Source organism: Paenibacillus sp. FSL R5-0713, assembly GCF_037973325.1.
Classification (GTDB): domain Bacteria; phylum Bacillota; class Bacilli; order Paenibacillales; family Paenibacillaceae; genus Paenibacillus.
Genome location: NZ_CP150229.1, coordinates 4,726,194 through 4,739,014, shown reverse-complemented (window position 1 = coordinate 4,739,014; position 12,821 = coordinate 4,726,194). Strand labels below are relative to the sequence as shown.

The 12,821-nt window shown below is 49.2% G+C and carries 11 protein-coding genes; all 11 read left to right on the top strand.

What is annotated here, in order from left to right:
* Positions 1–19 precede the first annotated feature (19 nt).
* Complete coding sequence (locus tag MKZ12_RS21145) at positions 20–1,204, top strand: exonuclease SbcCD subunit D (protein ID WP_339236037.1); 1,185 nt, start codon at positions 20–22, stop codon at positions 1,202–1,204.
* The gene (locus tag MKZ12_RS21140; RefSeq protein ID WP_339256478.1) at positions 1,201–4,620 is read left to right on the top strand and encodes an SMC family ATPase; all 3,420 of its coding nucleotides are present in this window, start codon (positions 1,201–1,203) and stop codon (positions 4,618–4,620) included. Before MKZ12_RS21145 ends, MKZ12_RS21140 begins: the two co-directional genes overlap by 4 nt.
* Before the next feature lie 623 nt (positions 4,621–5,243).
* A complete protein-coding gene (locus MKZ12_RS21135; protein WP_339243151.1) occupies positions 5,244–5,549 on the top strand; it encodes a hypothetical protein in 306 nt (101 codons plus the stop codon).
* A gap of 1,018 nt (positions 5,550–6,567) precedes the next feature.
* Entirely contained in the window at positions 6,568–6,927 is a 360-nt protein-coding gene (locus tag MKZ12_RS21130) for a histidine triad nucleotide-binding protein (protein ID WP_339236033.1), read from the top strand.
* Positions 6,928–7,115: 188 nt separating this feature from the next.
* The gene (gene rpsU, locus MKZ12_RS21125) at positions 7,116–7,289 is read left to right on the top strand and encodes a 30S ribosomal protein S21 (protein ID WP_005547957.1); all 174 of its coding nucleotides are present in this window, start codon (positions 7,116–7,118) and stop codon (positions 7,287–7,289) included.
* A gap of 15 nt (positions 7,290–7,304) precedes the next feature.
* Positions 7,305–7,748 carry a GatB/YqeY domain-containing protein gene (locus MKZ12_RS21120; RefSeq protein WP_062835503.1) on the top strand — a complete coding sequence of 148 codons (444 nt, stop codon included), beginning with the start codon at positions 7,305–7,307 and terminating at the stop codon, positions 7,746–7,748.
* A gap of 281 nt (positions 7,749–8,029) precedes the next feature.
* Positions 8,030–9,352 carry an NfeD family protein gene (locus tag MKZ12_RS21115; RefSeq protein WP_339261483.1) on the top strand — a complete coding sequence of 441 codons (1,323 nt, stop codon included), beginning with the start codon at positions 8,030–8,032 and terminating at the stop codon, positions 9,350–9,352.
* A 164-nt stretch (positions 9,353–9,516) separates the two neighbouring features.
* Positions 9,517–10,527 (top strand): flotillin-like protein FloA, encoded by a 1,011-nt coding sequence (gene floA, locus MKZ12_RS21110; RefSeq protein ID WP_339236031.1) that lies wholly within the window; start codon positions 9,517–9,519, stop codon positions 10,525–10,527.
* Positions 10,528–10,540: 13 nt separating this feature from the next.
* A complete protein-coding gene (locus tag MKZ12_RS21105; RefSeq protein WP_339236029.1) occupies positions 10,541–11,152 on the top strand; it encodes a hypothetical protein in 612 nt (203 codons plus the stop codon).
* A 180-nt stretch (positions 11,153–11,332) separates the two neighbouring features.
* Positions 11,333–11,626 carry a sporulation protein YqfC gene (gene yqfC / locus MKZ12_RS21100; RefSeq protein WP_017687241.1) on the top strand — a complete coding sequence of 98 codons (294 nt, stop codon included), beginning with the start codon at positions 11,333–11,335 and terminating at the stop codon, positions 11,624–11,626.
* Positions 11,623–12,816 (top strand): sporulation protein YqfD, encoded by a 1,194-nt coding sequence (yqfD, locus tag MKZ12_RS21095; protein ID WP_339256476.1) that lies wholly within the window; start codon positions 11,623–11,625, stop codon positions 12,814–12,816. Before yqfC ends, yqfD begins: the two co-directional genes overlap by 4 nt.
* Positions 12,817–12,821: the final 5 nt, after the last annotated feature.

Genomic DNA, 12,821 nt, shown 5'->3' with positions numbered 1-12,821 from the left:
GAGAGGGGTGGAACGGACGATGCGTATTTTGCACACAGGGGACTGGCATTTGGGAAAAACGCTGGAAGGACGAAGCCGACTGCGTGAACAGGAGGATTTCGTTGATGAACTCGTCAGACTGGCGGATGAGCAGCAGGCGGATGCCATATTGATGGCTGGAGATGTGTATGATTCGGTGAATCCTCCCGCAGCGGCGGAGCAGCTTTTTTACGAAGCTGCAGCGCGTCTGACGGAGCATGGAAGACCTCTCGTGGTCATTGCAGGCAATCATGATCAGCCAGAACGTGTAGCTTCTGTTACGCCACTTGTGAACAGGCAGGGCATTACACTCGTAGGTATGCCTACTTCAGAAGCAGTGACCATCCATGCCAAGCGTACCGGAGAGACTGGACAGATTGCGGCATTACCTTATCCTTCTGAAGCCAGATTGAATGAATTGCTGACAACGGATGGGGACGAAAATGTGCTTCGCCAGGCATATAGTCACCGGGTGGGTATGTTAATGCAGCGTCTGGCAGCTTCCTTCCGCCCGGATACCGTGAACTTGGCCATGAGTCATATCTATGTGCTCGGCGGACTTGAGAGTGATTCGGAACGTCCGATTCAGATCGGTGGGGCCTACACGGTGGACCCTTCGTCTTTATCGACTGGTGCACAATACACGGCGCTTGGGCATCTTCATCGTGCTCAGGCTGTCAAAGGTGACGGTGTAATTCGATATAGCGGTTCGCCTTTGGCCTACAGCTTCTCGGAAGCTGGACAGAGCAAGTCTGTCACGATGGTTGATCTGGCCCCGGGCGGAGCTGCACAGGTAGAAGAAGTTTTGTTGACGTCCGGGCGTCCGCTTGTTCGCTGGAAGGCACGTGGCGGTCTGGCAGAAGTATATCGCTGGCTGGAAGAGGGACGTGATCCGCAGGCTTTTATTGACATGGAAGTATGGCTGGACGAGGCAATGTCTCTGAAGGAGATTCAACAGCTGCGAAAATCACATGAAGGGATCATTCATATTCGCCCGGTGTATCCCGAGATGGCTGCAGCAGGACTTTTGGAGCAACGATCCGAGCTGCCGGTACATGAACTATTCCGTAAATTCTATCAGCGTCAGACAGGCGGCGCACAGCCGGAAGACAGCCTGGTACAGCTTTTCCTTGAACTTGTGGATGAAGACGAGCCGGGTCTGCGTGAGGAGGTCGAGGAAAGATGAAGCCAATTCTACTGAAAGTTGCCGGACTTCAAAGTTATCGGGAGATGCAGGAGATTGATTTTACCGTGCTGACGGAGACGGGTCTATTCGGTATTTTCGGTCCAACGGGCAGTGGTAAATCTTCCTTGCTTGATGCCATCACACTCGCCATGTATGGCAAAGTGGAACGTGCGGTGAACGGGACGCAGGGCATTATGAATCATGCAGAGGATTCGTTGTCGGTTGCTTTTACATTTGAATTGATGTCGACTGAAGGCACGCGAAGGTTCCGGGTAGAGAGACGTTTCAAACGAAATAATGAAGTGTCGGTAAGTAACACGATCAGCAAATTTATAGAGACGGTCAATGGCGAAGAGCAGGTACTTGCCGACAAATTGGCAGATGTGAATCGCTGTGTTGAAGATGTGATTGGTTTGAAGATGGATGATTTTACACGGGCAGTGGTGCTTCCGCAAGGGAAATTTGCCGAGTTTTTGTCACTCAAAGGCAGTGAGCGTCGCCAGATGCTGCAACGATTATTCCATTTGGAGAAGTATGGGGACCAGTTGGCCATCAAATTAAGTCGACGGGTCAAGGATAATGATATGGTTCACCAATCCCTTGCTGCGGAGCAACAGGGACTTGGCAATGCCAGCAAGGAAACATTGGATGAGACGAAACGTCTTCTTCAAGCTGCTGTTCAGCAGTCAGAATTGTCCCGCAAAGCGCTGGATGAAGCTGCAAAGGAAGCCGAACAACTGGGTAAAATTCGTGAGTTAAGTCACGAACGGCAGGCCCGTACAGATGAACAGCAGAAGCTGAAGGCAATGGAGCCACAGGTTGAGGCGGGCGAACAACGGCTGAAACAATCCGTTGCGGCAGATGCCATACTCCCTGCGTTGCAGACGGTTCGAGATGCTACAGCTACACAGAAGCAGCGGCAGGATATTGCCGAGACGGCTCATCAGCAAGCTCTGGAACATGAACGTGTGGCTATTCAGGAATCGGAGAAGGCCGAGACGGCACGTAAGCAATTGACTGAGGAAGAACCGAAACTTATGCTGCGCCTGGAGCAGCTCGAACAAGCGAAAGAGCTGCAACGGGAACGGGATGGGCTTCAAGCCGATTGCTCGCGCCTTGCTCAGTTTCTGGAACAGGGGCAGGGCGAACAGACCGCGCTGGGACAGCAACTTGAAAAGGAAAAAGAGCTGCAGCAGCGCGGACGCAAACGGCGTGAGGAACTGCAGGAGAGCCTCAAGCCGAATGAAGTGAAGTCAGAGGAACGCAGGCTTCTTCAGGCTGCGCTTGAACTGAAGCATCGTGTGGATACTGCTGCGGAGCAATTGCAGCAAAACAAGGCTGACATGCAAGCCTATAAGCAGTCGGCAGAACAGGGAGCCGACAAGCTGAAGGCGGCGGCTGAGGAAGAGAGACGCCTGAGTGATCAGCGTCAGCATCTCGTGGAACAGGCGTCAGCAGGTCTTGAGGCCTTGCTTGCCTGTGAGCAGGACATCAGCCGCGAACAGCGCCTGCTGGCCCTTGCGGAGGAACAGCTGCGTGGCACGATGCGCGAGCAGGAGCTGCACCAGCTGTCCTCCGCCTTGCGCGCCGAGCTGCGCGATGGCGAGCCATGCCCGGTGTGCGGCTCGCCGCATCACCCGCTCCCGGCTGCGCCGCCGGGAGAAGGCCCGCACGCAGGCGATGCGGACCTGGAACTGCTGCGCAGCCTGCACGCGGAGCTGCAGGAGCTGCGCTTTGGGCTGCGCCAGCAGCTGCACGAACGTCGCAGCCTGCTGACGCAGCTTGGCGCTGCGGCCGGCGAAGCTCCGGCCGCAGCCGAGGCCGCGCCTGCGGCAGCGGAGCCCGAGCCCGCCGGGTCGCCCGAATACGGGCGCTCCCCGGCAAGCTGGGCATCGCGTGCCGCTGCGCTGCGCGAAGCCGCGCAGGCGCTGGCTGCCGCAGCAGCGCCGCTCCAGGCCGAAGCCGCCGCGTTGCAGCAGGCGGCTGTGGGCGCGCAGCAGCGCCGCATGGAAGCGGCAGCTGCGCAAGAGGCCGGCCGTGCCGGGCTCGCCCAGGCGGAGCGCAAGCTGGCCGAGAGCGAGGCTGCAGTGGCTGCCTTGCAGGGCCGCTGGGCCGCGGAACTGCCGGGCATCGCTCAGGAGGAGGCCAAGGCCCTCTATCAGGCGATGCAGGAGCGCGATGCGCGCGCCGAAGACATCAAGGAACGTCTGAATAAAAGCGTGACATTCCTTGAGGAAAAAGATCAGATCATTCAATCGCTTCAGCAGAAGCTGGTGGAATTGGACAAACAACTGATCCAGTGGCAAACGCAGTGGCAGGGAAATAACAAACTGCTCGCCGAGAAAGAAGAACGCTTGCGCCAGTGGGTTGGGGAGCAGCGGGTAGAAGACCTGATTGCTGCGGCTCAGGCTCGTCTGGATGGACTGCGCAAAGAAGCTGCGGAGTCAGCACAACGCTTCAAAGAAGCGGATCATCTGAAGCAGGAATCAGCCAAGAAAGATGTCATGGCTCAGCAGGCTGCCGCCTCGGCAACAGAGCATCTGCAACAGGCACAGGAACGGTGGAATCAATTGCTGGAACAATCCCCGTTCGACTCGGATGATGCCGTTGTGTCCGCGGCGATGCCTTCCCAGGAAGCGGAACGACTGGCGGGCGAGATCCAGCAGCACCGTGAACGTGAGCGTGAACTGGCATCCCAATTGCGTGAACTGGAACAAAAGCTGGGTGGTGCAGTTGTATCGGAGGAGCAGTGGTTAGCCTGCACTGAACGTTTGCAGCAGGTCCGGGCTCAGGATGAGGCTGCCCTACGTGCGAAAGCACGTGCAGAACGTGATCTGGAGGATGTGGAGCAGCGACATGTTCGCTGGACCGAACTGGAGAACAAGCGGTTGGAGGTCAGCCGTCAAGGCGAACTGCTCAGCAAACTTCAATCCGCATTCAGAGGTAATGCTTTTGTTGAATATATTGCAGAGGAACAACTGATGCAGGTCAGTCATGCGGCATCTCAGCGTCTGCGCTTCCTGACCAAACAACGTTATTCACTGGAGGTGGATTCCGGTGGTGGTTTTGTGATCTGTGATGATGCCAACGGAGGAGTCAAACGACCGGTATCGACGTTATCCGGTGGCGAGACGTTTTTGACTTCGTTGTCACTGGCCTTGGCACTGTCGGCCCAGATTCAGCTGCGAGGTCAGTACCCGCTTCAATTCTTTTTCCTGGATGAAGGGTTTGGTACACTTGACCCTGAGCTATTGGATACCGTCATTACGTCTCTGGAAAAATTGCATGACGAGCGATTGGCTGTTGGTGTAATCAGTCACGTGCCTGAACTGCGTGCACGCTTGCCGCGCAAGCTTGTGGTGATTCCGGCAGGTGAGGCCGGAAACGGCTCACGGGTGGTCTTGGAGACCCTGTAGCGGGAAACGATGTAAGCAATATCACGGATAGAAGCGCTTCTTATAGTCCAAGCCACTGAATATTGAGGTTGTTCAAAAAGTCCGCTCTTGATTACGAAGGGTGTCTGGCGGCAGCATCATCCTCAACATCGAATATGAAGTATAGCCGAAATAAGTAGGGGCTTATATGGATGCCTGGGGAAACATTGCAGTTGCTCACGTAGCTTTTTACGCTCCTTACGACATTTCTGGCTTTATCCCATCTTTTTGGTGCTAAAAAGACCTTTTGAACACGCACTATTACCGAATATTATTTTTGTAAAAATATTTCTTTTCTTGCTTGTATGACATAACGGAGTGAGTTTCATCACAGATACAGGTTCATCCCGCTGTTATACTACAGTTAAGCCGACAAACCTTATTTAAGTACCCCGGCGGACATCTGATCAGGACGTATCCTGAATAGATGTCCGCGCAGCAGACTTCTAAGGAAGCCGCTCACGGGGTGCTTCTTTTTTTGTGTTTTCTCGTCGGTAGTGTCAATTCGCCCAGTTCTGAATACCATGAAAAGGTGATCAAGAGCAGAATCAGGGAGGCGTTGGCAAGTGGAAAAAGTGGAAGCGAAGAAATTATGCAAGGCACACATGCACCGTTATGTATGTGTACAGATGAATGACGGTATGCACTACGATGGCATAATGGAAAATGTGGATGACGAAATGATCTACCTGGCTGTTCCCGTTGGACCGGAAGCCATGATGAATCATGCGAACTGGGCTCCAAATGCCATGCCTGGAGGGAACTATCCAATAGGTCATACTCGCGGATTTTATCCAGGTTACGGCTACCCTACGCCTTATCCATATTATGGTTATGGACGTAGACGTTTTAACCGTCTGGTGCTCCCGTTATTTGCGCTTACGGCGTTAACCCTTTTACCGTACTATTGAAATTGAGAAATAAAGGCATACGAACAGTGAGTCATTTTCATGTTCCTTAACGTCTTTGAAAAAGAACAGCTCAGGATGAATATGTTTCATTCGTGGAAAGAAACTACCATGCAGTATGAAATAGAGCGGTTTTATCACATACGGAGTCTCAGCCTGATGTATCGCGATCTGTCATTGCAATACAACTGGCAACATACCGAACATCCCAAAGGTTATGCTTTTGCAGAAGCGAACTTCTGTAAGACATGACCTTTTTTTGAACCCTAATTAGGGAAAGGTCGATGATAATTGGATGGCATATACTGTGTAGTTAACCTGCTGAAAGCAGAAGCGAGCATTAACGTGTTCGTAGCAGCAAACGGCGAATCGTATTCTGAATATGCGAAGAGCGAGAAGGTACCCATGTGTGAGCAACAATCAAGACACCGCATGGCTTTAATTCTCTATTTAATTCTCTATTCCGATAAGAAGCTTCGTTTCGAGTGAAATAGATGCTGTTCTCATGCCTTACGGTTGGAGGAGAAGAGCATGATGTGAGCGCTGACGAATCTGAGGCATCTTATTCAAGGTTTTGAAGCGTCAGCAGCAATCTAAAGAATCTGGGACACGCTATAACCGGATAAACAGCCATTTCCAGCATTGTTGTGAGGTTATTTTGGGAAATAACGTGTCTGATGTTCCTTATAATTTTGAAATGAGAGCCTGAGACCCAATTAAGAGGTTCTGTGTTCCTTAGAAAATGGTCAATTTTCCATACGCGAGTATCAAGCCCAGCATGGACCGCAGAACGCCCTTAACTTAATGCAAGTTTCAGATCCTCAAGTAAATCCTCAACAACCTCGATCCAAATGAGATACGAGTCAAACCATCTGTGAGCCCCAATTCTTGCCGACATTTATAGGAGATGCAGAGTTGACATAGATCACCTGATTGTGTGACTGGACATTGGACGTGAGTTTGTACTTCTAGTATGATAGAAGGGAATACATACATTGGGATACAAAGGAGGGTATGAACTATGGATTGCTTATTTTGCAAAATTGTAGAGGGCACCATTCCCTCCAATAAAGTACTGGAGAATGACCATGTTATCGTGTTTCATGACATCCAGCCCGCTGCACCGACACATGTGCTTGTCATTCCGAAGAAACATATTGCTTCCATGAATGAAGTTACTGCAGAAGATCTGCCTTTGATCGGTGAGATCCATCTGGCTGCTCAAGAAGCAGCCAAGCGTCTTGGCGTGGATGAAACAGGATATCGCTTAATCAACAATTGTGGTAAGGATGGAGAACAAACTGTTCATCATCTGCATTATCATTTGTTGGGTGGTACAAGACTTGGCGTGTTAACAAGCCTGTCGGATTCTCACCAATAACGAGCTAATGGGTACTACTATTGAGGATTTAGTCATATGCATGAAGTCCATGGATATGTGACCAAACGCTCATATAAATAAGTGATCATTACATTGAGGTTGACACCTTTATTACCTTTCGCCTATAATGAAAGATGATGAACCGTGTTATTGCTCTTGGACGGTCTGGTCGGAGGGAGGGAAAACTGGTGTCTGAAACTAAAGTTCGCAAAAACGAGACTATTGATGCTGCACTTCGTCGTTTTAAACGCTCCATCGCTAAAGATGGCGTATTGGCTGAGGTGAAGAAACGTAAGCATTATGAGAAGCCAAGCGTAAAGCGCAAGAAAAAGTCCGAGGCTGCTCGTAAGAGAAAGTTTTAGGAGGATTTTAACTACATGAATCTTAGCGAACGATTGAACGAAGATATGAAGCAAGCGATGAAGAGTAAGGACAAGTTCAGACTCTCCAACATTCGGTTGATTCGTTCGACGATCAAGAATCTTGAAATAGATTTGAAAAGAGATTTGGATGACAACGAAGTGCTTGATATTCTGAGTCGTGAAATCAAACAGCGCAAAGATGCCCTCCAAGAATTTGACAAAGCGGGCCGTGAAGACCTCGCGGCAAATGCAAAAGCGGAAATTGAAGTACTCATCCAGTACCTTCCCGCACAGCTTTCCGAAGAAGAAATTAAAGTTATTGTACAGCAGACCATCCAGGAAACCGGTGCTTCTTCGAAAGCCGAGATGGGGAAAGTTATGGCGGCCCTTATGCCGAAAGTTAAAGGCAAAGCGGACGGCAAACTGGTGAATCAAGCAGTTCAACAATTCCTGCAATAAAGCAAATCAATAAACACCTTCTGACTTGTCAGAAGGTGTTTTTTCCATTTATTTTAATTCAGGATGTTCTTAGGAAGTCGAATTTCTTTTTAATGGTTAATATATATGATTATGGTTTTATATTCTTGCAATTGATCAAGTTTTCAAATATAATCTTAAGATTTTGAAACGAAATGTTGCATTGCACGTAATAAATACCATAAGCTGGACAGTATAACATTAATGGAAAAGGGGGGACTATTGTGAAGGGAAAGCGCCGGAAGAAGCTTACGGGGCCATTGATGCTCTTAATGCTGCTGACGCTGTTGCTTCCTGTCTGGATTGGATCACCGTCAGCGCATGCAGCTGAGAAGAGTGGCGCCGTATATATTATTCCGGTTGATAAACCAATCGAGCAGGGACTTGGCAAGTTCATGGAACGTGGGTTCAAGGAAGCGGAAAAGATGAACGCTGGCCTGATCGTTCTTGATATCAATACGCCAGGAGGTCGTGTAGACACTGCGGAAGCGTTGGGTATCCTGATCAAGGACAGTCCGATTGAGACTGTTGCATTTGTCCGTGGAGATGCTGCTTCAGCCGGAAGTTTTCTGGCCCTGAATGCAGATAAGATCGTAATGTCACCAGGCAGTATGATTGGTGCGGCAGCCATGGTGGACAGTACGGGTAAACATGTTGATGATCCAAAGCTTGTTGCATTCTGGAAAAGCAAAATGCAGGGAGCGGCTGAAATCAGTGGTCGTGATGGCAAGATTGCAGCTGGAATGACGGATGTTAACATCGTTGTTGAAATGCCAGAGATCAATAAAACCAAGCAAAAAGGTGAGATTATTGCTCTCTCGGCTGAAGAAGCGCTGAAAGTTGGTTATGCCGACCACATCAGCAACACACCGGAAGAAGCAGCAGCTTGGCTCGGATACAGTCAGGATGATGTATTTAAGGTGGAACGAACGACAGCGGAGAATATCTCATCTTTTCTGACCAATCCCGTTGTCATGACTGTACTTCTATTCCTTGGAATCGCAGGTGTGGCCATTGAATTGATCGTTCCTGGTTTTGGAGTTCCTGGTATTGTGGGTATCGTGTGTTTCGTGTTGTATTTCTCGGGTAATTACATTGCGGGATTTGCCGGAGCAGAGACATGGGTGCTATTTACTGTCGGACTCATCCTGATGATTCTAGAGATGTTCATCCCAAGCATGGGTATTCTTGGTATTCTGGGATCCATTGCACTAGTAGCAGGTGTTGTGAGGGCTGCTTATGATACAAGCGATGCATTTGTGTCATTGGGTATTGCTTTCGGAGCAGCAGTGGTAGTTATTGCTATTATTGCAGTGCTGTTTAAAGATCGAGGGATATGGAATCGATTTATCCTGAGTGACAGTCTCTCTGCGGAACGTGGATACTCATCTGCTACGGAACGCAAAGAGTTGATTGGACTGCAAGGAATCAGTCTGACACCGCTTCGCCCATCTGGAACAGCGATGTTTGATGGCGAACGAATTGATGTTGTGACCGATGGTGACTTCATTCCAGTTGATACACCGATTATTGTAATTAAAGCGGAAGGTACCCGGATTGTCGTTCAACAAGCACTACCGGTGTAACTCGCTTTGTTGTCGAAGCGTATTAACACTTCGGCAATGTACATAACCACTTAAGCTGAAGCTGCCAGCGAGGTGGTGCAATGTTTTATTTTAGCAGCGCACTCATGAATGTCTTCTCTGACTGTCTTTATCAAATTCAAATTGCAAATGGAGGAAATTAAACAATGGACACATCTACGATTACGATTTTGCTCATTGCGGTAGTAGGTATTATCGTATTGAGCGTATTCTTCAGCTTTTTCCCGGTTATGCTCTGGGTTTCGGCGATTGCATCCGGCGTACGCGTAAGTATTATTACACTGGTAGCGATGAGACTGAGACGTGTAACGCCTAGCCGTATCGTTAATCCAATGATTAAAGCAACCAAAGCCGGTCTTAAACTCTCAATGAACCAACTGGAAAGCCACTTCTTGGCTGGTGGTAACGTTGACCGCGTTGTAAATGCTCTGATTGCTGCACAACGTGCAAACATTCCACTGGAATTTGAACGTGCTGCTGCCATCGACCTCGCAGGTCGTGACGTATTGCAAGCTGTACAAATGAGTGTAAATCCTCGTGTAATTGAAACGCCAGTCGTTTCCGCAGTAGCCAAGGATGGTATTGAAGTTAATGTTCGAGCAAGAATTACAGTTCGTGCCAATATTGACCGACTTGTCGGTGGTGCTGGTGAAGAGACAATTATCGCCCGTGTTGGTGAAGGTATCGTAAGTACGAACGGTTCCTCCAACTCTCACAAAGACGTTCTTGAAAATCCGGATATGATCTCTCGTACGGTCTTGTCCAAAGGACTGGATTCAGGGACTGCGTTTGAAATTCTGTCTATTGATATTGCGGACGTTGATGTAGGTAAAAACATTGGTGCATTCTTGCAAACGGAGCAAGCAGAAGCTGACAAACGAATCGCTCAGGCAAAAGCCGAAGAACGTCGTGCAATGGCCGTAGCACAAGAGCAAGAGATGAAAGCACGCGTTGTAGAAATGAGAGCACGCGTGGTTGAATCGGAATCCGCAGTACCACTAGCAATGGCAGAGGCTTTGCGTAGTGGGAAAATTGGTGTTATGGATTACATGAATCTCAAAAATATTGAAGCGGATACTCAAATGCGCAATACATTGGGAAAACCTGGTGAAGGTTCGAATTCCAACGATCAGGGTGATTCCAAAAACGGAAGATAGGCGGTGAGTGCATATGGGCCTATTTGAATGGATTTTTAATAATCTGTATATTGTAGCTGTTATTGGCTTTGCCCTCTTTTCCTTCTTGGGAAAAGCGGCCAAATCGGCCGATCCGAACAAAAAGCGACCTGGAAACGGGATGCCAACCTTCGGTGGCAGTGGCGACTCCCCGCGTTCGCCCGCGCAGACCTCTAAGCAGCAATCTTCGCGGACTGAGGCGGCAGGTGAGACTCGTTACGATGAAACCTATGACAATCAGTATGATGAACCTTATGAAAACCAGTATGATGAAGCTCCTCACAATCAGCCCAATGTAGGACCTGTAACTTCTTCACGTACCTTAGATGAGGTAGGTAGTCGAGATTTTAGTGGAGCAATGGAACGTTCGCTTGACCAACAGAACAAAGAATTTGAAAAGCAACAACGTTTGATTCATGAAAGGCTAAATCGCTTTTCTCCTTCGAACAAACCAGTTGTGTCTGATTCTAGTTGGGATCAAGTTGACACAAGTGATTCGGGAAATTCCCAACTTCGTCCTGAAGATATTCGTAAGGGCGTCATATGGGCAGAAGTATTGGGTCCGCCCCGTTCCAAGCAACCGTTTGGTACAAGAGGGAAACTGTAAAGAAGTTAAACTGTTGGACGGAAATAGAGCCGTCTCTGGTGAGCATCAAGCCGCCGGAGACGGCTTTTTCTGTGTTCTCTCCATTTTTCTCAACATTCGTATCTAACACGCCCCGGAATTTTCATAAATTCATGAATCTGCGCATAAGTTGAACTGTAGAGGAAGGGGGAAGACCTTCGAATGACCCGGATCAGCCGCAAGCTGCGCAGATGGACCAGTGAAGTGTTGGATCTGCCGCAGGATGTGCTTTATGATATGCCACGGTTAACCCTGATCGGCAGTAAGCAACTGTATATAGAGAATCATCGCGGTGTCATCCATTTCACCCCGGATCGCATCGTGTTGGCTCTTTCCCAAGGCCAATTGGAGATCAAAGGAACTGCCTTGGTGATACGTAACATTTTGCCGGATGAAGTAGCTGTTGAAGGAACGATTCTGGATATTCATATGAATGGAGTGGAGGGGAACGGATGAAGCAGCCCAGTCTGTCTAAACTGCGGGGAGCAGTCCGAATCACGGTCACTGGGGGAGACATTGAAACATTGATCAACACGGTGGCAGAGCAGGGATTGGAAGTGTGGAACCTGCGTGCTCACGATGGACGCGTGGCAGAGATGAACATTCTGCTGCCGCATTTTTTCAGGCTGCGTCCTGTGTTGAAACGGACAGGCTGCAGGGTGAAAGTGACCCACCGCAGCGGTTTCCCCTTTTTTGCAGCCCGATTATTACGCAGGAAGTTCTTTCTTGGGGGAATGCTGTTTTTTGTAGCAGCTTTGTTTGTGTTGTCATCCATGGTATGGGATGTAGAGGTCAAGGGTAACGTTACCATTCCTACGGACGAGGTGCTCGCAGCAGCGAAGAAAGAGGGGATATATCCTTTCCAATGGGGGTTCCGCTTGCCAAGCCAAGACAAGCTCTCCAGACAGCTTGCACTCGCTCTTCCGGATGTAACCTGGATTGGCGTGAGCAAAGAGGGGACAACCATTACCATTCAGGTCGTGGAATCGGCGCAACCCAAGCGCGAGCCATTACTGAATCCCCGACATCTGATCAGCAAATCAGATGCTGTTGTCACTCAAATCTATGCGGAGCAGGGACGCCCTGTTGTTCAGAAGGACATGCGTGTCAAAAAGGGCCAGGTATTAATATCGGGGATTCTCGGGGATGAGGAGAACACCAAAACCATCGTTGCCAAAGGCGAAGTTCGTGGTCTGGTATGGCGTGAGTATCAGGTAGAGGTCCCGTTGGTGCAAAAACATAACACAATGACAGGTGAGAGCAAAGAACGTTTTTACATGGTACTGGGAAAATGGGCGATCCAACTGTGGGGGTACGGAAGTACACCGTTCAGTTCATTTGATACCGAGAGTAATCACAGACCATTGACGTGGCGATCCTTCACACTCCCGATGGGTTGGCTGACAGAGAAAGATCTGGAGACCCGAGAGCATGAGGAGCAGCAGACGATAGAATGGGCCAGAACGAAAGGATTAGAAGGAGCAAGGAACGATATTATTGCCAAAAACGGTAAAGGAACGAAAATTATAAGTGAAAAAATTTTGCATGAGAAGAAAGAGAATGGTAAAGTTTATATGAAAGTCTTATTTGAAGTAGAAGAAAGCATTGCGGAGGAACTTCCGCTAGTCCATAGTCAAGGAGAATGAGGATA

Coding starts and splice junctions, on each gene's coding strand:
- floA (WP_339236031.1), top strand. CDS start 9,517: ATGGACACATCTACGATTACGATTTTGCTCATTGCGGTAGTAGGTATT.
- yqfD (WP_339256476.1), top strand. CDS start 11,623: ATGAAGCAGCCCAGTCTGTCTAAACTGCGGGGAGCAGTCCGAATCACG.
- MKZ12_RS21105 (WP_339236029.1), top strand. CDS start 10,541: ATGGGCCTATTTGAATGGATTTTTAATAATCTGTATATTGTAGCTGTT.
- MKZ12_RS21120 (WP_062835503.1), top strand. CDS start 7,305: ATGAATCTTAGCGAACGATTGAACGAAGATATGAAGCAAGCGATGAAG.
- MKZ12_RS21145 (WP_339236037.1), top strand. CDS start 20: ATGCGTATTTTGCACACAGGGGACTGGCATTTGGGAAAAACGCTGGAA.
- MKZ12_RS21135 (WP_339243151.1), top strand. CDS start 5,244: ATGCACCGTTATGTATGTGTACAGATGAATGACGGTATGCACTACGAT.
- MKZ12_RS21140 (WP_339256478.1), top strand. CDS start 1,201: ATGAAGCCAATTCTACTGAAAGTTGCCGGACTTCAAAGTTATCGGGAG.
- MKZ12_RS21130 (WP_339236033.1), top strand. CDS start 6,568: ATGGATTGCTTATTTTGCAAAATTGTAGAGGGCACCATTCCCTCCAAT.
- yqfC (WP_017687241.1), top strand. CDS start 11,333: ATGACCCGGATCAGCCGCAAGCTGCGCAGATGGACCAGTGAAGTGTTG.
- MKZ12_RS21115 (WP_339261483.1), top strand. CDS start 8,030: ATGCTCTTAATGCTGCTGACGCTGTTGCTTCCTGTCTGGATTGGATCA.